The sequence below is a fragment of the Acinetobacter sp. CFCC 10889 genome (genome assembly GCF_003268395.1).
Taxonomy (GTDB): domain Bacteria; phylum Pseudomonadota; class Gammaproteobacteria; order Pseudomonadales; family Moraxellaceae; genus Acinetobacter.
This window is the reverse complement of sequence record NZ_LQXQ01000016.1, coordinates 65,171-85,488: the sequence shown is the minus strand read 5'-3', so window position 1 is coordinate 85,488 and position 20,318 is coordinate 65,171. Positions and strand designations below refer to the sequence as shown.

General features: G+C 36.7%; 22 protein-coding genes. 11 read left to right on the top strand and 11 right to left on the bottom strand.

Annotated features, from left to right (window positions below):
* On the top strand, positions 1–336 hold a 336-nt coding region (locus AVJ19_RS08090; protein ID WP_416240577.1), incomplete at its 5' end, for a hypothetical protein.
* A gap of 74 nt (positions 337–410) precedes the next feature.
* On the opposite strand, the gene AVJ19_RS08085 is transcribed toward AVJ19_RS08090, so the two are convergent.
* The gene (locus AVJ19_RS08085; RefSeq protein ID WP_111859242.1) at positions 411–1,364 is read right to left on the bottom strand and encodes a 2-hydroxyacid dehydrogenase; all 954 of its coding nucleotides are present in this window, start codon (positions 1,362–1,364) and stop codon (positions 411–413) included.
* Between the two features lie 69 nt (positions 1,365–1,433).
* On the bottom strand, positions 1,434–2,138 hold the full coding sequence (locus AVJ19_RS08080) for a TetR/AcrR family transcriptional regulator (protein ID WP_111859241.1): 705 nt from the start codon (positions 2,136–2,138) through the stop codon (positions 1,434–1,436).
* Between the two features lie 298 nt (positions 2,139–2,436).
* Between AVJ19_RS08080 and AVJ19_RS08075 the strand changes: the two genes are divergently transcribed.
* Positions 2,437–2,868, top strand: a complete 432-nt coding sequence (locus tag AVJ19_RS08075; RefSeq protein WP_111859240.1) for a hypothetical protein — start codon at positions 2,437–2,439, stop codon at positions 2,866–2,868.
* On the opposite strand, the gene AVJ19_RS08070 is transcribed toward AVJ19_RS08075, so the two are convergent.
* Complete coding sequence (locus tag AVJ19_RS08070; protein ID WP_111859239.1) at positions 2,865–4,127, bottom strand: hypothetical protein; 1,263 nt, start codon at positions 4,125–4,127, stop codon at positions 2,865–2,867. The two genes, AVJ19_RS08075 and AVJ19_RS08070, sit on opposite strands and share 4 nt — an antisense overlap.
* A 120-nt stretch (positions 4,128–4,247) precedes the next feature.
* On the opposite strand from AVJ19_RS08070, the gene AVJ19_RS08065 reads away from it, so the two are divergent.
* A complete protein-coding gene (locus tag AVJ19_RS08065; protein ID WP_111859238.1) occupies positions 4,248–5,027 on the top strand; it encodes a class I SAM-dependent methyltransferase in 780 nt (259 codons plus the stop codon).
* A 22-nt stretch (positions 5,028–5,049) separates the two neighbouring features.
* Positions 5,050–5,601 carry a hypothetical protein gene (locus AVJ19_RS08060; protein ID WP_111859237.1) on the top strand — a complete coding sequence of 184 codons (552 nt, stop codon included), beginning with the start codon at positions 5,050–5,052 and terminating at the stop codon, positions 5,599–5,601.
* A gap of 67 nt (positions 5,602–5,668) precedes the next feature.
* On the opposite strand, the gene AVJ19_RS08055 is transcribed toward AVJ19_RS08060, so the two are convergent.
* Entirely contained in the window at positions 5,669–6,076 is a 408-nt protein-coding gene (locus AVJ19_RS08055) for a protease inhibitor I42 family protein (RefSeq protein WP_111859236.1), read from the bottom strand.
* Positions 6,077–6,176: 100 nt separating this feature from the next.
* Positions 6,177–6,737 carry a hypothetical protein gene (locus AVJ19_RS08050; RefSeq protein WP_111859249.1) on the bottom strand — a complete coding sequence of 187 codons (561 nt, stop codon included), beginning with the start codon at positions 6,735–6,737 and terminating at the stop codon, positions 6,177–6,179.
* A gap of 173 nt (positions 6,738–6,910) precedes the next feature.
* Between AVJ19_RS08050 and AVJ19_RS08045 the strand changes: the two genes are divergently transcribed.
* Positions 6,911–7,531 (top strand): class I SAM-dependent methyltransferase, encoded by a 621-nt coding sequence (locus tag AVJ19_RS08045; RefSeq protein ID WP_111859248.1) that lies wholly within the window; start codon positions 6,911–6,913, stop codon positions 7,529–7,531.
* A 15-nt stretch (positions 7,532–7,546) separates the two neighbouring features.
* Here AVJ19_RS08045 and AVJ19_RS08040 read toward each other — a convergent pair whose 3' ends face one another.
* Positions 7,547–8,014, bottom strand: a complete 468-nt coding sequence (locus tag AVJ19_RS08040) for a Holliday junction resolvase-like protein (protein WP_111859235.1) — start codon at positions 8,012–8,014, stop codon at positions 7,547–7,549.
* A gap of 165 nt (positions 8,015–8,179) precedes the next feature.
* Between AVJ19_RS08040 and AVJ19_RS08035 the strand changes: the two genes are divergently transcribed.
* The 5 genes from AVJ19_RS08035 to AVJ19_RS08015 all read left to right on the top strand — a co-directional run bounded on the left by AVJ19_RS08035 (position 8,180) and on the right by AVJ19_RS08015 (position 13,560).
* On the top strand, positions 8,180–8,824 hold the full coding sequence (locus tag AVJ19_RS08035; protein WP_111859234.1) for a ParA family protein: 645 nt from the start codon (positions 8,180–8,182) through the stop codon (positions 8,822–8,824).
* A gap of 116 nt (positions 8,825–8,940) precedes the next feature.
* Positions 8,941–10,059, top strand: coding sequence for an AI-2E family transporter (locus AVJ19_RS08030; protein ID WP_111859233.1), 1,119 nt, complete (start codon positions 8,941–8,943; stop codon positions 10,057–10,059).
* A 107-nt stretch (positions 10,060–10,166) separates the two neighbouring features.
* A complete protein-coding gene (gene sodC, locus AVJ19_RS08025) occupies positions 10,167–10,721 on the top strand; it encodes a superoxide dismutase family protein (RefSeq protein ID WP_111859232.1) in 555 nt (184 codons plus the stop codon).
* A gap of 208 nt (positions 10,722–10,929) precedes the next feature.
* Positions 10,930–13,080 (top strand): YccS family putative transporter, encoded by a 2,151-nt coding sequence (yccS, locus tag AVJ19_RS08020; protein WP_228203318.1) that lies wholly within the window; start codon positions 10,930–10,932, stop codon positions 13,078–13,080.
* A 195-nt stretch (positions 13,081–13,275) separates the two neighbouring features.
* The gene (locus AVJ19_RS08015) at positions 13,276–13,560 is read left to right on the top strand and encodes a DUF3817 domain-containing protein (RefSeq protein ID WP_111859230.1); all 285 of its coding nucleotides are present in this window, start codon (positions 13,276–13,278) and stop codon (positions 13,558–13,560) included.
* Between the two features lie 110 nt (positions 13,561–13,670).
* On the opposite strand, the gene AVJ19_RS08010 is transcribed toward AVJ19_RS08015, so the two are convergent.
* The 4 genes from AVJ19_RS08010 to AVJ19_RS07995 all read right to left on the bottom strand — a co-directional run bounded on the left by AVJ19_RS08010 (position 13,671) and on the right by AVJ19_RS07995 (position 18,267).
* The gene (locus AVJ19_RS08010) at positions 13,671–14,900 is read right to left on the bottom strand and encodes an MFS transporter (RefSeq protein WP_111859229.1); all 1,230 of its coding nucleotides are present in this window, start codon (positions 14,898–14,900) and stop codon (positions 13,671–13,673) included.
* A gap of 290 nt (positions 14,901–15,190) precedes the next feature.
* Positions 15,191–16,081 carry a pirin family protein gene (locus AVJ19_RS08005; RefSeq protein WP_111859247.1) on the bottom strand — a complete coding sequence of 297 codons (891 nt, stop codon included), beginning with the start codon at positions 16,079–16,081 and terminating at the stop codon, positions 15,191–15,193.
* A 24-nt stretch (positions 16,082–16,105) separates the two neighbouring features.
* Entirely contained in the window at positions 16,106–16,870 is a 765-nt protein-coding gene (locus tag AVJ19_RS08000) for a DNA polymerase beta superfamily protein (RefSeq protein ID WP_111859228.1), read from the bottom strand.
* A gap of 5 nt (positions 16,871–16,875) precedes the next feature.
* Positions 16,876–18,267, bottom strand: coding sequence for an AbiH family protein (locus tag AVJ19_RS07995; RefSeq protein ID WP_111859227.1), 1,392 nt, complete (start codon positions 18,265–18,267; stop codon positions 16,876–16,878).
* A 225-nt stretch (positions 18,268–18,492) separates the two neighbouring features.
* Between AVJ19_RS07995 and AVJ19_RS07990 the strand changes: the two genes are divergently transcribed.
* Positions 18,493–19,788 carry a tetratricopeptide repeat protein gene (locus tag AVJ19_RS07990; RefSeq protein WP_162626566.1) on the top strand — a complete coding sequence of 432 codons (1,296 nt, stop codon included), beginning with the start codon at positions 18,493–18,495 and terminating at the stop codon, positions 19,786–19,788.
* Positions 19,789–19,856: 68 nt separating this feature from the next.
* Here the strand turns inward: AVJ19_RS07990 and AVJ19_RS07985 are convergent, their stop codons facing one another.
* Positions 19,857–20,231: a hypothetical protein gene (locus tag AVJ19_RS07985; RefSeq protein WP_111859225.1), complete on the bottom strand. Its 375-nt coding sequence runs from the start codon at positions 20,229–20,231 to the stop codon at positions 19,857–19,859.
* Positions 20,232–20,318 lie beyond the last annotated feature (87 nt).

Below are 20,318 nucleotides of genomic sequence, written 5' to 3'. Positions count from 1 at the left end.
GTTGAAACGAAAGACATCGCAAAAGACAAAATTACACATGCAGCAGATGCGACTGCTGTTAAAACAACTGAAGTAAAAGATGCTGTAGTTACTAAAACTGTTGCTGCAAAAGATGCAGTTGTAGATTCAACTGTACATGCAAAAGATGTTGCTGTTGAAAAATCAATTGAAGCAAAAGATTTTGTTGCAGAAAAAGCTGAACAAACCAAAGAAGTTGTTAAAGATCAGTCTGAAAAAACACAAGGTTTCTTCTCTAGAACATGGGAAAAAACGAAAAATTTCTTCCGTGGCGAAGAGGCAAAACCTGCTGAACAAACAACTAAAGCAGGTGCTTAATTTTTAGCACGCGATTTAAAATCGTTTAAAATCCCTCATTCGCTGAGGGATTTTTTTACATGCAATCTCAAAAATTAATTCACTTGTCGAATCACATTGCCATCTATAAATGCATTTAAATTTTCAATCATTTGACTAACAATTCGTTGTCTTGCATCCACACTACCCCATGCACTATGCGGCGTGATGATTAAATTTGGAATGTCATCAGCCAATAAAATATTGCCTTGTTTTGGTGGTTCAACAGTTAACACATCAGTTGCAGCACCTGCAATTTGCCCTTGTCGCAGTGCATTTGCCAAAGCTTGTTCATTGACAATGCCACCCCGTGCACAATTGATCAGAAAGGCTGAAGACTTCATGGCAGCAAACTCTGCTTCACCAATTAAATTCTCAGTTTCTGTGGTCAATGGACAATGCAAAGTTAAAAAATCAACTTGTGGTAAAAGTTCAGCAAAAGGGACACGACCAGCATCCACAGTACGATTTGGCAATGCGGCAACCACAACATGCATGCCAAAGGCTTCTGCTAAACGTGCAACAGCTTGACCAAGTTCGCCATAACCCACGATGCCCAAAGTTTTACCTGATAATTCAACAATCGGAAAATCAAGCAGACAAAAAATCGGGGACTTATTCCATTCACCTTGTTTAACTGCGTGATCATATTTAATCAAAGAAGTCGCCAAAACCAACATCAGTGCAATCGTATGCTGTGCTACAGCTGCAGTGCCGTAGCCCTGACAATTACAGACCACAATGCCTTGTTGCTTAGTTTGCACAAGGTCAACATTATTTGTTCCAGTCGCAGAGATTAGAATCAATTTTAAATTTTGCGCATGTTGTAGATGTTCAGCATTCAATACCACTTTATTACTGATCACGACATCAGCCTCTTGAATACGTTCAAGTACTTGCTCAGGTGTTGTCGATGCATACAATTGAAAATCATCAAAACAGGATTTTAAGCCACTAAAATCCAAATCATTTTTATCCAATGATGAATAATCTAAAAATACACCTTTCATGGCTTTCCCTACGCTCACAATTCAAAAATCTATGAAAAGTTAGCATAATTTTCTTTTAAAAACTGCGTTTTAATGTGATGGGGGTAGATCTACTGCTAACACAAAATCATTATTTTTTAAGGAAAATAAGTAACTAATCGCAATCCGATACGCCTCTTGAATAATCGCTTCGGAAATATAATTTTCAGTGTAATAGCCATGTTTCATACAGGTAAAAACCAATTCCATAAGAATCGTCAAAGCATCAGGTTGTTGTGGAACATAACTGTCGACTTGGATCATTTCCAATGCCTTTCGCACACCTGCGCTGACCTTTTTCAACTCAACTTGATATTCCATATAAGCTTGACGGGTAAATGGTCCACTTAAAATAATCAAGCTCGCCACTTCAGATTCATTAAAAAAATCTGCGGTGGTTCTGATCATACTGGCAGAAAGTTTTTTACCATATTCTTCAATTGAAGACTGTGGATTTTCACTCAGTACTACGATTGCTGCTTGCCCGATCCTTGTCACTAAAACATTTAGATGCAGCAAAGCAATATGTCTGAGCAAATCGTATTTGGTTGGAAAAAACTGATAAATACTGGTGCGTGGAATCCCTGCTGCATTGGCAATTTCAGGAATCGAAATCTGTTCAATCCCTACAGCAAGCAATAACTCTTGAGTTTTCTCGATCACCATTTGCATACGTTTTTGGGTGCGTTCTTGCTTAGGCTGTGCTGCTTTCTTTCTTATTTTTTTCAGTACAGAAGTTGCCTGTGCCTTAATCATTATTTTTCCTTGGTTTATGTCACAGTGATTGTACTCACGCTCAATCACTGTACGTTATTTCAAAAGTCTTTCCCTGACTGATTCGATCTATTTTCAATGATTTTAACTTCAATTTTTAAATGCAATTACTTTATATATCACATTAAATCTATTGAAATTAAAATAAAAATTTTACATGAATGACATCCAATATAACACAGTATTTTCTGCATGAAAGTTTTTACTGCTGACGATGGCTCAATTTGTATTTTCGCCAATTTTGTCACATATTATACATGCTAAAAATAGGAACAATAAAATGCCACAACTACGCTATTTCTCATCACGCAATCTTCGTTTGTCTCTACTTTCATTGTCTCTGTGTAGTCTATTTACACATGCCGACACGACCTTACAGTCCATCGAAAATGTTGAACAATATGAAACAACAGAGGGAAATACTTTTCGACTTGCTAAAGGAAAGCAAGGTTGCAAAATTGAAGCAATATTTTTTGGTGAACTGGGCAGAGTGAAAGAAAATTATATTTTTAAACAGCAAAGCTTACTGTATGCCGCACGTTATGAATATCACTACTCTGATGGGGGCTTAACTAATTTATCAGAGAATCAAGGCAAGTTTAGTACCCAACAAGAACGCATTGAATTAAACCCGAAAGCCGCTGCAACCCTCTCTGATTTTCGGGAATATCTCAGCCTATTTTCACGGACTGAGTTGAAAAAATGTGTTTAAACGATGCTAAACTTTTCAGTCTCTTGCACACTTTCAGCATCAAAATAGCAATTACCCAATTCGTCACAACGCATATATAAATTTTTATAGCTCAGCACATAAAAATCTGTACATTTTTTAATGACAATCGGATTCATATCCATCGACAAAGCATCATCACGTTTGAACAATTTGGTCACACGGCGGTCATTCATACAGATCAGATAGGTCTGTTTTTTCACTTCGATTTCAACCAAACCGCTGTGTTCAACATTCAGTGGGATAATATATTTTCCATTTACATCAATAACTTGCTGATTATAACTTTCAAGCTTTTGGGTAATAACATTAAACACAATGATATTGCCAAAGCAGTCTTGTAACTGGGTTTTTTCTTCAAAGGCTAAATTGACCTGAATGCCCAATTTTTGTAAATCTTGTTCATCGACACGTTTATTGGTCAATAAAATGCGAGTAATCGTTTGCTTTAAATTGGCATCAAAAAAGGTACTGTCGAGTTGTAAATCAATACCTTTTAAAATTTTCCCTAAAGCCTCGTTATGTGTCCCTAACAAATGTGCGATGACACTGCGATAGTAAAATTTGCTGTTCTTTTTCACATCTCGAATTTGCTTATAAAAATAAGTCTGATCATAAGGATGTTCAATAAAATCATGCAATAACGCTGAGTTTGCCAACACTGCAATCGCATCATGCCCTGTGTATGGCAAATGCAAAGTGTGTAGCTGCGGAATCAACGGTTTAATTTTTAAATAATGTTCTTTGTCATTTTCAAAATACGGATCATATACAATGATATATTCACAATCTTCCACAATATCTTGTGTTTGAATGCGCATATCAGCATTTAAAGTTGCATCATAAAAATCAGTATAACGCTTGTCTTCCACTTCTGTTGGATCAATCGAATACTGTGGCACCATCGCGACGACACGAGTCATCTGTAGAGGTTTTGAATATTTAATTGCAGCATAGCCACCCATTGAACCACCATAACCGACAATTTTTTGAAATTGTTTTAAAATCGGTTGTAAGTGTTCAAGCAACGCCAACATGCTTGATGCAGGAAACCATGACTTTTGTTTTGGCATGATGCCAACCACGCTATAGTCATATTTCATCAATGATTTTTCAGCATTAATAGACAAGCCTTTGGCACGGGTAATCAAATCACCAAATGACAGCACTAAGGTGTCAGTTGTACCTTGTAAATAAATCGCGCGAATATGATCGTCTTCAAAAATGATGTGCTTGTCCATTGCAATACCGAGAAACGGCTCTCTTATCTTTCGTTAAAATTAAATAAATAGATAACTTGCCTATTCATCGCATCAAGTGTCATATTTTATCGTGTCTACACAGATAAAAAAGCGCAAAATATGACACATTCTCTACATCCTGCTGCACAGAAAGGCTTCAGCTCTGCTGCTGAACTATATCAACAAGTTCGTCCAAATTATCCATCTGAAATTGTTAATTGGCTAATTGATGAGCTGAAATTACAAAGCAATGCCACAGCCGTAGACTTAGGTGCAGGCACAGGTAAATTTTTACCTTATTTAAAGCAAGTAAGCACCGATATTATTGCAGTTGAACCAGTGGCAGAAATGCTAGAACAGTTGCAAAAACAACATCCTGAGGTCAAAACCTTACAAAATAAAAGTGATCAAATCGACTTGCCATCACAAAGCGTGGATGCAGTTTTATGTGCACAAGCTTTTCATTGGTTTGCCAATATCGAGACGTTAAATGAAATTCACCATATTTTAAAACCCGAAGGACATTTAGGTTTGGTATGGAATCAGCGAGATGAAAATGTTGTATGGGTCAAAGCATTGGCAGATTTGATCGCAACCTTTGAAGGTGACACCCCTCGCTACCACAATGAACAATGGAAACAGGTTTTTAATCATCAGTTTTTATTTGAATTTGTTAGCCTACAATTCTTTGCACAAATACAAACAGGAACAGTTGAAAATGTAGTAAGTAAACGGTTATTGTCTACAAGCTTTATTGCCGCACTGCCTCCCACACAGCAGCAAGAATTAAAGCAACAATTTGAGCACATCGTATTTGAACACACAGGTAAGCTTGCACATGATATTATTGATTTTCCTTATGTCACCTATGCTTACCACTTCAAAAAATTAAAACCATAAAATCTGAAGGAGCTTTATCTTCATGCGTCTATTCCAATCTTTGGCTTATGCAACTGTGATCAGTAGTGTTGTCTTGCTCAGTGCATGTTCTTCACAAAATGATAAAAATGAAAATCAATCAACAGATCAGAGCAAGCAAAGTTCCGAAGCCGTCATGAAAGAACTAAAGACCAAACCGATTCAAAACTTTGCAAGTACGCCACAAGATGCTGCCGACATTACTTTACTTGATGAATATCAAGAAAAATTTGATGCCATGAATGAAGCGCTTGAAGCAGATTTAGAAAAAATGGATCAAGCAGGTACATTAACAGAGGAAATCGACCAACAGCGTAAACGTGACAGTATCCAATCTGCACTCAATATGTTGAAAGAGCTGGATTTAAAAACTGAACAAGGGCGCTATATTCAAGGTTTGCTCTATCAATATTGGGAAAATCAAGCCAAAAGTTTTGACAGTAAAACTGATACAAAGGATCAAGACAATAATCCTGCTGAATCGGTACGTGGTATGAGTGATTTACTGAGTGCAGAAGCACAATTGGACAACTGGAAGACGAAGACAACAAAATAAGTGAGACTCGTTTTATAGATGATTGGATTTCATTATGAAATCCAATCTTAACGCATATATTTTAGCTTTAAGAAATTCGAATACGACATTGCCACTGTTGATCAGGCTGTTTGGTTGATTCCCAAGAACGCACATGCACTAATTCAATATACTCATGCCCTGCTTGTAATGCAGTAAAACGAAAAACCTTTGTTCCACCCACACCTACACTGCCTTCTTCAGCTTCATTTTGCAGATAAGTTTCTTCTATTTTAAAATTCTTAACAGGTTGTAAAAGTTTCCATTGATAACCCGTACTTGGATTTTCAGGTGCAGTAAAGACCACCACTTCACCTACATTCATTTCCATTAAAGTTGGACAATGTTGCTTCAGTGAATATTGATGAGTTTTTCCATCTACAGTAGGACTACTACTTTGACAACCGCCTAAAACCATCCCCGTCAGTAAAGTCGCAACAACGCAAAAGCCTTTCATTTAAATTAACTCTTTTTATACAACACGATTATTTTATAAACACAGAAACCTTAACACTTTTAAAAGTGTGACTCAAACATTCACAATATAAAAACGACTGTTAAATATTTTGCTTCTCTACCCATTGAATCGAATCTACCCGAATCAATTTACACGCCCCATCACCCACACCATTCCAGTCAAGTGCGGATTTCCAAACCAAATCTTTATCATTGACTTGTACCAAATCTCCTGTTAACCGCACCAAGTCACCACGCTTGACCTTTTTGATTTCTTGGGCAATTTGAGGGTTGGCAGGAATGATATGCATATTGCTCACCATTTGTGTTGCCAATTTAGCTGGTACAGGTGGACGTGCCATTTTCCAATTTAAAAAACGATCATATTGATTGATCGAGATTTGTCGTGCAATTTCAGGCTCAGTGAAAATGCCACGTGTCACAGCATAATCAATGGGTGAAAATTTTGCTTGTTCATCATCGCTATATTCTTTTGAACCCAAAATCCGAAACTCACCATGAAAAGGCTCAAGTACCGAAATTTTTTGGTCTTTCATCAATGGGGCTAAACCATTGGCGATATTATATTCAACTGACTTTGAAGCATTGACTTGAAATGCACAGAATGCCAGTGCGACAGCACAGAATAAAGTTCGTTTTATTTCCACCGCTAACATCCCTATTTTTAAAGTACTTATCCAGTATCACGGATGAATATTAAAATAAAATCGAGTTTAAGTAACAAAATATAGAAAATTGGTGGCTTTTTTGTCTTCGCTTCATGCCATAATTTTGGTTAAACTCAGATCTGAATAAAGAAAAAATGTGAATAATGATGATTTATAAATTTTACCAACAACGTATTTTCCCACATTTGCTCAATCAAATCATGCAAACCGCAAGTATGATGGATGCTCGTGCAGAATTATTAAGAAAAGTGCATGGCACTGCCTTAGAAATCGGTTTCGGAACAGGTTTAAACTTACCTTTTTATCAGGTAGAAGAACTGATCGCCTTAGAACCCAATGCTGATCTGTACCACTTGGCACAAAAGAATGTTTTAAATACCCCTTTTCATGTAAAACACATTCAAGCCAGTGCAGAAAAATTACCTTTTGCTGACAATTCCTTAGATAATATTGTCAGTACATGGACAATGTGTAGCATTGCCAATTTAGAACAAGCTTTAGCGGAAATTCATCGGGTGTTAAAACCTAAAGGTACACTGCATTTGGTTGAACATGTGCAATATCATGACAATGCCACCCTGAGAAAACTACAAGATATCTTGACCCCAGTACAAAAAGTCATTGCTGATGGTTGCCATTTAAACCGTAATATTGAACTGTATTTATCAAATGCAAATTTTAAATTTGTCGAAAAATATTATTTTGATGCCGATGACCTACCTAAAATAGGACGCCGAATGTTGCTTGCACGAGTACAAAAAGCCTAGAAAAATTCTATATATCTAATCATCAAAATCAATGCGAATGGTTTCAAAACGCACCCGACCCTCACGGATGGCTTGGGCAATGGCTTGTTGCCCTTTGGTCAAACGAGCGCCTCCACTTTTTATGTCGATCAATACAATTTCAATATCTTCAGCTGCGCCTTCATCATCACGGAATGCGCTATAACCATCAAAAACAACATAATCAATTGGATCACCCAAAAACTTAGCATCACTCGGTAAATACTGAAATTCGGGCATAATCGGTGCAAGCTGCTCTGCCATTTTTCCTTTTAAAACGGCACGACTGGTATTTACACTACGCTTTTTTGCCTCTGCCAAAACTTGCTGATGTTCAAGTTCTAACTCAACAATATAACGCTCATATTCTGCTTTGATTTTGCCATTTCGTGTATTGGACAGCACCAAGGTTGTTAAAACAATGCCTATACATGCGCCGATCAGCATTGCCATCCACAGTGACATAATTGCTTCCTATTCTTTTGCTAAATTGGGCTTAAAATTAAGCTTAGGTTTTATAAAATAATTTTCAATGTAAACAACTCTAAGACTTTTGTCATCTGTAACCTACAGCTTGAAAAATAATGCTAAGCTAGCTATAGGACGGGCTTGGCGAATCAGTTAAAAACTATGAAAACAATTCTCATTGCAAATCAAAAAGGTGGCTGCGGAAAAACCATTACTGCGATTACCCTCGCATCTGCGCTTGCACAAAAAGGCTATAGTGTGGCACTGGCGGATGCTGATAATCAAAAATCTGCCTTGCAATGGTTAAAACAGCGACCGAGTGATGCCAATGAAATTCAAAGTTTAGATTGGCGTCATGAAAAGTCGATTGGCGATGCACCCAAAAATTTACAATATCTCATTATTGATGCGCCAGGGGCACTGACAGGTTCACATGCTGAGCAACTGATCAGTGAATGTCATGCAATTGTTACCCCCTTACAACCTTCTTTTTTCGACATTGACAGTACTAAGCGTTTTTTAAAGCATATTCAAGAAATTAAACGTATTCGTAAAGGCAAAGTTGATATTCTATTGGTTGCCAATCGTGTTAAACCTAACAGTGCAAGCGCTAAAGACATTCAGCAATTCTTTGAAAAAATCGAACAGCAGCCTTTGGCATGGATTTCTGAACGCAGTGCTTATGGTCAATTGGCAATGCAAGGCTTATCTATTTTCGATAAACATCAGAAAAATTTTGTACAATTTCAAATGCAATGGCAACCACTTTTGGATGCTTTAATTGATGATCCGAGTGATTGGTTTTAAGTAACAGCGCCTCAAAAATTTAAAAAATAATATTTCAGGTGATGCATTTAACATTGCCTGAACCTATTTTTCAGTTAATATGAACTATACGATAATTAATTAATTTCGAGAAATTCGTGTCCGATTTCACTTCCACTTTGCAGCGTGTACTTTTATTTGGCTTATTATTTATCCTGATTTTTTTAGGATTTGATATTCTCAAATACTTTATTGTTCCTGTGCTTTGGGCATGTATTATCGCCTATATGACATGGCCGTTGTATAAACGTATTTTGCGTATGTGTGGTGAAAATCGTCCAAGTCTAAGCGCTACCATCATGATTACCATTGTGGTTTTGGTAATAGGTATCCCTTTGATTTTTGGTGTTTTCATGTTGCAACATGAAGGGCGGAATTTATATTTTGATATTCAGCGACAATTGTCTTCGGGTCAACTGAATGCACCTGACTTTTTGCGTCAACTGCCAATTATAGGCAAAGAAATTTCTCGCATTGTGCATGATATCAATGAAAACCCAAGCAGTATTTCTCAAAATATTGGTGTTTGGATTCAGGGACATCTAAATTACGGCAAATTTGTGCTCAGTGAAATTTCGAAAAATCTGGTAAAACTGTGTTTTGCCATTATGTCATTGTTCTTTTTTTATCGTGATGGGCAAACCATCGTCAGTCAAGTCAGCCAAGCGCTACAAAAAATCATTGGCCCACGTATCCATCACTATATAGACACCATTTCTGAAACGACACGTGCAGTTGTTTATGGGGTAGGTTTGACTGCTGTTGCTCAATCCTTACTTGCAGGTATCAGCTACTTTGTGGCAGGCGCTCCAAATCCAATGGTGTTGACCATTGTCACATTTTTGATGGCACTCATTCCTTTTGGACCGCCATTGGCTTATGGCGCTGTATCACTTTGGTTGTTCTCTAAAGGCATGACGATTGAAGCCATTGGCGTGATGGCTTGGGGTGTTTGTATTGTCAGCACAGCAGATAATGTCATCCGTCCTTTAGTGATCTCAGGTGCAACCAAAATTCCTTTTTTACTCATCATGTTTGGAGTTTTAGGAGGTTTGGCGAGTTTTGGTTTAGTCGGTTTATTTATCGGCCCTGTAATTTTGGCGATTTTATTGGCGATTTGGCGCGAATGGTTACATGAAACTAGCGAAGCACAACAGCTACCTGATGCAACCATGGCTTATGATATTGAGGACAATGATTTCAAAGCACCCAAATAATTTATTTTTTAATAAATTTTTACATTCAAATACTTATTTAACACTGAGCCATAGTGTTGAGTTTGTTTGAATAGATGAATACACAATAGAACATAGGATGCTTAAGCATGCCATTTGCTAAAAAGTTTAAATTTGCAGCTTTGTCTGTATTGGTTGGATTCACAACTGTTGCCTGTACGACAACCACAACAACATCCAAAAATGCAGCACATCAATCTGTCGATGTACATACAGTCAGTGCAACAGGCATTGGTGAAAAAATTGGGACGATTCTCTTAGAAGACAGTACACAAGGCTTAAAAATTTCAACAGACTTAACCCAACTGCCTTCGGGTTTTCATGGTTTCCATATCCATGAAAAAGGCTCATGCGAACCTGCTGAAAAAGATGGGAAAATGGGTGCTGCACTTGCAGCAGGAAGTCATTTCAATCCCACACAAGTTGCGGAACATGGTACACCTAATGATGGACACTTAGGTGATTTACCCGTACTCAACGTTGACACTGAAGGTCATGCTAAAACAACTGTCTATGCACCACGTTTAAAACTGGCAGATATTCAAGGTCGTGCCATTATGGTTCATGCAGGTGGTGATAATTATTCTGACCATCCTAAGCCTTTGGGCGGTGGGGGTGATCGTATTGCTTGTGGTGTGATCTAATCTTCTGACTGCTAAAACTTCAAGTGAAATACTCAAACTGTGGATAAATTTCGATTTATTCACAGTGCCTTAAAACTTATCCGCAACGGATAAAATTACCCTGAATCTTCACACTTTTTTGTAGTGAATCGTTGTTGGAAATTGACAATAAATTAAAATAATATCAGGCTAATCTAAACTTTCTTACAGCTATTGTCAGTCTATTGCCGTGAATCAATTTTCAGTCCATCTCCGTGTCTTTAAATCAAATTCGATTCTGATTTATTGCCTACAGATGTTGATTGTGTTGAGTGGAACAACGCTCGGCTTATACTTCTTGGATTTAAAATATTTAATTGTTCCTGTAACTTTGGGTGCAATTGCAACAGCATTGACTGATTTTGATAATCGGCTCAGTATTCGCCTGAGAAATTTACTTTATGTTGCGATTTTATTTTTCAGTGTCAGCAGTATTTTAGATTTTTTACATCCTTATAAACTGCTGTTTTTAATTTATTTATCGTTGTCCAGCGGGCTATTTATCCTTATGGGCGCATTGGGGCAACGCTACGCTACAATTTCATTTGGTACAGTGTTGTTGTCGATTTATACCATGTTTGGCTTAGGAGAATATGATCAATGGTATGACCAACCGAGTTATTTTGTGCTTGGTGTAGCATGGTATGGCATCACTTCGATTATTTTTTATTTACTGAAACCGACACAGGCTTTGCAGGATAATTTATCCAATAATTTTCAATCGCTTGCAAATTTACTTTTAGCAAAATCCAAATTATTTGATCCTGATCATCAGGACAATGTCGAACAGCTTTTATATGATTTATCCTTACAAAACAGTGTAGTCGTACAACAACTGAATTTTACCAAAGCTTCGTTGTTGACACGTTTAAAAGCTTCTCGTGCCAATAAAAATACCATTTATTGGCTGAATCTGTATTTTTTAGCGCAAGACATTCACGAGCAAACAACATCCAATTATCTGCATTATGAGCATATTCAACAAAATTTCAGTCGTACTGATCTTATTTATCGAATTCAAAAAAATATTGTGATGCATGCAGAAAATTGTCAGCGCTTGGCACATGCGATTGTTCAACAAGACCATTTTCAAATTGATGCTAAAAATGACCTTATTTTACAAAACTTGCAGCAATCTATGCATGAATGGATTGTTGAAAATCCACGTAATTTTGAAGTTAAAAATCTATTACTTATCCTGCGAAATTTAAAGAATGTTCAAGATCAATTTCATAATCTGAGTATTGAACAAGGGAATTATCAACAAAGTTATAGTGAGCATCAGGATAATTTAAATTTATTGGATGATGATATTCATGGTGCACATGATTTATGGTTGAAAATTCAACCACATTTCACCCCAAATTCTGCCCTGTTTCGGCATGCAGTACGGATCGCCTTTGTCTTTGCGGTGGGCTATAGCATTTCACTGTTGCCCTTTGCCAAAAATGGTTATTGGATTTTGTTGACAAGTTTATTTGTCTGTCAAATCAGTTACTTTGCCACCAAAAGTCGTTTGCAACTGCGTACTTTAGGCACTGTTTTAGGGGTGGTTTTGGGCATCCCTATTTTACATTTTGTGCCAAGTGTCGAAGGTCAACTGTTTCTCACCATCATTTTTGGGGTGTATTTCTTTTATTTACGTTCTAAAAAATATGCCATGGCAACCCTGATGGCGACTTTAATGGTCTTGCTGATTTTTAATCTCAAGGGTGCAGGTTATGCAATTATTTTACCACGTATTATCGACACGATTTTGGGCTGTTTAATTGCTTGGTTTGCGGTAAGTTTTATTTGGCCTGATTGGAATTTCCGTAATATTTCCAACAACATCCGCAAAAGCAGCAAGGCAACTTTGGACTATTTCGATGCCATTGTGGCACAGTATCAACAGGGTAAAAATAACAGTGTGGAATATCGTCAAGCTCGGCGTTTTGCGCATAATGCACAGATTGAGCTGTCAAGTATGATTTCGAGTTTAAGTACTGAACCCAATCCCAATCAGGACTTGATCCATACTGCATTTCGTTATTTGGTTTATAGTCATAGCCAACTCAGCTATGTTTCTGCATTGGGAACACATCGTACACAGGTCAATGATACACAGGTATTGGAATTGATGTTGTGGTGCAAGGATACTTTGCATCAGGCTTTGATCCAACAACTGCCTGTGGATGAGCGTGTGATGCAAAGCAAATTACATGAAATTCAGCAATTCCATGAACAAGAAAATTTATCCGATGATCTATTATTGGCACTGAAACAAATCAGTTTATTGTTGGAAACTTTACCTGAATTGTTAAAACTGAAAACCACCTTATTAAAACTTGAAATTAAATGATCTGCGGAAATTCTAAAATCAGCATATCCTCTTTATTCTGAATAAGTTAAGTCTTTTTCAGGCAAAACCAAGCTTACAACTTGGTTTTATTTTTAATAAATTCAATTATTTAAAATCATATTTCATCTAAATTTAATTTGCTTTCAAGGTTTTATCCATTACACTGATTCTTCATTCTCATTTTATGCAGTGACCATGAACATTAAAACGTTACGACTTGTTGGACTCCTCGAAGGTATTTCATTTTTATTGTTATTATTCATTGCGATGCCAATGAAATATATGTTTGATAATCCGATTTTAGTTAAATATGTAGGTATGGGACATGGTGTACTGTTCATTTTATTTTTAGTGGTTTTATTTGTGGTCTGCGAAAAGCAAAAATGGTCGATTAAAATGTTTATTTTAGGACTGATTGCTTCAATTTTACCTTTTGGTCCTTTTGTATTTGATCATAAACTTAAAAAATTAGTGCAGTAATCACAACGCGCTTAAAACCCTCCTCTCAGGATGAGAAACTTCATTTCCAAAAGGGGGAGGTTCTTTATTTAAAAGCCCTCACCCTCTTTCCAAAAAGAAAAAACAGTAAGTTAAAACTCACCATTCGCCTGACGTTGTTGCATAATTCCTTTCAACAATCCACGTGGTACAGTGAACCACAACGCAATCAAGGCAAAGCACGATAACGCATACGCCCACAGATGAAATTGCGCGTATAACATCCGAATTAATTCGATGACAAAGAAAAAGATAAACATCATCAACACTGAAACTGCTGCCGCCACCGTGCCTTTAGACACATCCGATGCCATCAACGCGAAACGGTACAATACCGAAAAGCTAATGCCCTCACCAAAGCTGACCAAAGTCATGCCAAGAATGACACAGTAAAGAAAATATTCCCGCCAAATCACACCCAAGATCACAATGGCTGTGCCAAGCAACATCAAAGGTAAGCCGATCAAAACCGTTTTACCCAAAGCTAAGCGATCTACAATTTTGATCAAGACAATATTGCCAAGAATCAAACCACCCAAGACAGGAAATTGTGCCAAGCCATATTGCAGACTGCTCAAACCCAATTCTTCCACCAACATCACAGGAGAAAGTGCAATCCATAGCATCAATGGCATTGCAACCATCGGCAAACCTAAAGTCATTCCCATAAAGGTTTTATTTTTCAGGACTTTTTTATAATCGTCCCAAATATAACTCAAAGGCTGTTTGGGAATACTGCCCTTTGGCTCAGGCATTTTGGCTTTCAAACCAAACCAACTGAGAAATGCCAAAAATGCAATGCCAATAAAGCCCCAATGCCAAGAGACATGATCAATCAAAAATGCACCAACCACAGGACCAATCAACGGTGCAAGTAAGGAGATGTTCGCCATCAGTGCCATGACTTTAATCGCATCTCGTTCTTCAAAAGTTTCCTGAATCGCTGCATAACCCACCGCTGCAATCACAGAAAGTCCAAAACCTTGTAAAAACCGCAGTGCCAAAAAGCTTTCGATATTGTGGGTCAACAAAATCAATAAGCAGGTCACCACAAAGAAAATCACCCCTGCCAACAGGACTTTTTTGCGCCCTAAACGATCTGACAATGGACCCAATAGCCATGCCACACATGCCCCACCCAACAAATAGAAAGACATGGAAGAAGGTGCCCACGCACTGCTCACCCCAAACTCTTTGGTAATGGCAAGCATCGCAGGTTGTACTAAATCATTTCCGATATAAACCGAAAATTCAAACAGAACCAATGCCAATGGAAACATAAACGTGGCACGGCTCAATGTCGTTGTTTGAGTATTTTGCATGATGACGCCTGTAAATCATTTTTATACAGTGAGATACGTTTCACCAAGGCGAGACAAATACAGTCAAGCCCGATAAAAAAATATCGAGAGATCAATAAGTTAAATTGGAAATTTCGTGAGAAATCACAATGAAAAACACCGTATTCACAGGGTGTCTAAAAGATTTTTTAATATAGAAAATACATGCAATAAAGCGAATATCTTGACTGCATAATGATAGCTTAACAAAATTTCATTTTAGTGACGAGTAAAAATTTGCAATTTTTATACCTGCGTTTTTGGACAATGACTTATTCCGCTTGTACCGTTTGGATAAATTTTCCTGCCTTTAAATCCTCATACGCCTGTAAAATTTCGCTATACGTATTCATGACAAAAAAGCCTTTGGCATTGATCGGTTCATTTAAAGGTGCTGCGGAAAGCAATAAAAATTTGCTGTCTTTTAATGCAGTCACTTGCACATTTTCACCATGACTCGACATGACTGCAAGTGCCTGATCTTCCAATACTTCATCGTCCAACATTTCTGTTTCAGGGTTAAATTTTAATTTACCTGTATGCAGATAAATCAAGGTACTGTCTCCACGATTGGCAGGAAAAATCGCGGTTTGCCCTGCTTTAAGAGCAATATCTAAAACCATGATTGGCGTATGGGTTTTGGCAATGCCCTGTTGATCTGTATATTCACCTGCAATCACTCGTACCATTCCTGCATCATTCTCAAGATGAATCACGGGAATATTTTCTTTTTTAAGACTTTGATAACGTGCAGGATTTAATTTATCTTTGGCAGGTAAATTGACCCAAAGCTGTACAATTTCAAATGCACCGCCTTGTTTGGAAAATGCTTCACTAAAAACTTCTTTATGAATCACACCTGATGCTGCGGTCATCCATTGCACATCGCCCTCAGCAATGATGCCACCACCACCGGATGAATCACGATGCTCAAGTTCCCCCTTAAACATCATCGTCACGGTTTCAAAACCACGATGTGGATGCTCACTCACCCCTTTACTCAAATTGGTCGGTTTTAAAATGCCCGGTCCTAAATGATCAAGCAATAAAAATGGCGAAACGGTATTGCCCAATTCATGATGGGAAAATATGGTTTTGACAGGATGAAAATCTCCCACTGAAAATATCGTGTCATTGCGATGGATAAAGGCAAGGGTTTTCATCGTGTTAGCTTCCATTTTTTACCATTAACCATAAAAATGCTGTTTTAAACTCAAGCTATATTCAGTTAAATATTGCTGTAATTTTTCCACATCGTTGGTCGATTCAATCGTTCGTAAATTCAAAGCTTCAATTTTATCATTCAACAATTTTAAAATTTGCAGTTGTTCTGTTTCAGGGACTTGCGCCTTTTCTTTTTGCTGTTTTTTTATTTCCAAATAATCTTCTGCCCAATGACGCAGTGGATCATTTGCATCAATCTGCTCAAATAACGTGGTAATCAGTAATTCAGGCATGATTTCCTGCGTTGCCAATTCAGCCGACATTAGCCCACGAATCGAATAAAACACTTTTTTATAGGTAAAATTATCAGCTGTTTGCATCACATTCATCCCGCCTTTGGCAAGCGATAAATAATGGTAATACAAAGCTTTATAATCTATGCGCTGAAGTAAACCATCACGAAATTTTTCCCATTCAGGAAATTGGTTAAAATAGACGATATGCGCGCGTACCCATTCCAAAACCGTTGGATTACTTTTGGCGAGTAACCCAAACATTTTGTTGAGATCAAACGATACAAAATCAAAATCACCATCCATGATTTCGATCAGGTCACGGTGTTTACGGTAATCGTAATATTGTGCTTTGGATGGTAGGTGAAAACCACGTACATCATAATCGCTGTCAGGGCTTGCCATGCCCCATAAACGGCTGCCACTTTCGATATAAAACAGTGGATGTTCATCTCGGTTTTGGAATAGGTTTTGGATTTCTTGTTGAATGTTCATTGTTTTCACGTTTGAGGTAAATCGTCTAAAGTTATAGCACTTTTTGGGACAATTTTTGGATTTTCTTTAAATTGAAGCCACTTGTTTTTCATCCAATGTTCAACTTTGTCTTTACCCAAAATTGCGAGTAGATTGTTTAATAAATCAAATTTTGCTGCCTTATTAAAATGGTAGACTATTACTCTTACATTTCGATCCATATCATCATTTAAGCTAAATAAATCAATAATATAATCTTTATCAGAAACATCTAAAGAATGTCCCCAAACAACTATCTTTAAATCAAGTTTTTGCTCTCTTGTATTTGCCTTAATTTTTTCACCTAAATCATTACGCTGACTAGACCTGATTTCACTTTTAAGTTGTTCTTTTAAATATATTTCTTTCTTATTCTTATCTAGAATTTTTGCCTTATATTGATCAAGGAAAAGATAATCCGTATCTTTAAACAGTTTTTGATGATACTTCGTAAAGCCATAAGCTTTAATTTTCTTTAATGATTCATCTTCTAAGTCAGAAACACCTAAAACTATATTTTGATGTTCACCATGGCTTCCATGTAAGTAGTCAACTTTTACTGAATCATGAATTCGTTGATATGTATTTGTATAATTAAAAGAAAATATTTTTTCAGGTTCAGTCCAATCTTTACTATCAATACAAAAAGTACCTATTGGTAATAATTTTCTGACTACCAATTCAAGATATAGATTAAACACCTCAATAAAATTTTCTAATTGATTGTTAAGAAAAGATATATATTTTTCAGTTGAAAAACCATATTCCGACTTCTCTTTAACATGAAGCCAATTATCGTTTATAAAACCCTTTCTTGTATCAGGTAGACTACCAAAACCAGATTCTATAACTGCACCATAAGCTCTATTGACTGTAAATAATTCTAATTTATTAAGTAGATTCATATCTAATTCAGCAATATAAATCTTCTCATCATCTTTATCTGAGTTTGTTTTGGTTAAATTCCGGATCGTTGTATCTATTTTTCCATATTTCTCAAATTTTAAATGAATTTTCTTAATAAATTTAAAAGCTAAAGCTAATGCACTTTCAATTTTTTGTTCAAAATCAATCCATGTTTTCACTTCTCGCACATGATCTGAGAAATACTGATACCAAACATTCTCTTCTAACTGTTCTTTTAGTTCCTTAACTTGATCAACCGAAATTTTTATTTCATCAGTGTGATACATTGCTTTTGTATAACCAAAGAAATAATCCTCTTTCTCATACAACAAACCAAACAAATCATCAAACCCCATATCACCTTTAGAGCTATCCCAATTTTCAATGGCATCCATTGCCACCATAAAATGGTCATACTTTGTCGGCAAATAGTGCGAAAGATCAAAACCGTTACCTACAATCAAAATATTCATTTATTGTTATTCCCCAAATAAAAGTATCAAGTCAGATAGATGTTAATGAGGACACTTTTCCACATTTCAAAAGGAAAACTTAAACTTTCCAATCATTTAAACTTACTCAACTTAACACAATGGATAAACCATTTTTGCTATAAATACTTAACGAAATTCAAGCATATATTTTAACTAAAAATGAGAAAATCACTTCTGACCCTAAGCTTTTGCACTGCGATTTTAATGCCTTTCACAACATGCCAAAATGTGTTTGCAAGTACAACTCCAAATATGCAACGCACTATAAAATATAATACACCCTCCCCAATCCAACACACGCCAATCTTTGCCGAATTTCATCAACAAAATGGCATGGATTCATTTAACCAAACCCTATGGGAAAATTACCTGATTGACCCTGAAAATGACCAATCATTAAACCGCTTATTTGCCGAACAAATCAAAGCCAACTTAGCGCAAATCGAAGCAAGTTCAAATATGAGCGAAGAAGAAAAACAAAAATTTCGTAACATGGCAAACATTCGTGAACCCGATGAAAATGATATTAATATCTACAAAAAACTGCTCGAAGCACAAAAATATGATTTAGGCGAAGAGGTGAAAAAAGACCAAAGCAAAGCCAATGATTTAATCATTGAAGCAATGGATTTAAACAGCTTTGATGCAATGGAACTTCTTGGTATTCGTTTAATGCATCAGATTGGCTCTACCGAAATGCAAAAAGAAGCCATTGATCTGCTCTCTATTTTTGCTGATCATCCAAGTAATGCAGATAGCATTGGCGCATATTGGGCATACGTTGCTTATGCCTATGCTTACGGCGTTGGACGACCTGAAAACCAAGAAACGGCTTTAAAATATTGGAAAAAAGCCCATTATTTATATTCTATGCAAATTGATCCCACAGGCTTTATTGCCTACATGATGGGGCAAATGATTGAAAATCAAAAATTTCTAAATCATCCCATCGAAGATGCGATGCAATATTATAAAATGTCTGCAAATGAAGATAATCCCGCAGCACAACAAGCCGTGTTAAGACTGTTAAAAAGCAATAAAAAGTTTGACGAATTGACCTACGAAGCTGAGCTATTTATGGCAGAACATAAAGCTGCCAAAAAAGAAAAAGATGCTTTCTATACACTCTCAGAACTTTATGCACAAAAAGAATGGGATATTTACAATCCTGAAAAATCCATAGAATATTTAAATCAAGCCATTGCACTTGGACATGATCGGGCATTGTTAGATTTGGCACGTTATTATGAACATGGACATTTGGTCAAAGCTGATCCTGCCAAAGCCGTAGAACTGTATAAAAAATCACTTGAACAAGGTAATCCAACAGCAGGGATTTTATTGGTCAATTTATATGAAAATGGCGCAAAAGGCTTTAAAGCCGATGCCAAACAAGCTGAAATTTGGCGTAAAAAAGCCACGAAACTGTATAAAGAGCTTGGTTATGGCGATGTGTTACCTAAAGCAGATGAAATTCGTTTATTCCATCGTATGTATTAGATTTCAAATAAAAAATAATATTGACCTACGAGAGCTCAACGCCTCGTAGGCATTTTATTAGTGCTGAATTAAGAACATAACTGTGTTTGGAAATTTTTATTATTCCCTCGTTGGCACTGATAGCTCTTTTTGGTTTCTTGTAATTTCCAAGCATTATCGATACGTTTAAAAATATAATCCGTACGAATTGCACTCACCGAGTCATCTAATAAATTTGAATCAATTACCGCAATCTGTGCTGCTGTTGGATTTTCCACACTGTTAAATACTTGACGTACTGACATACTATTTTGATTTTTTAAAATAGATGGTTGTGCTTTGATGACTTGTTGCATCGGTGTTTCTGAACCACCAAAGCCAACTTTACTGCTTAACTTCTCAGTCGTGGCACAACCTGTAAATGCTGCGATGCACAGCATAGAAATAGAAAATAAACGAATCATAATATCCAACCAAATTTTTTTGTGAATGACGCTATCATGCCTGTTTTCAAATACTGATACTATTTAAGCAGTGTAACGAACATGATC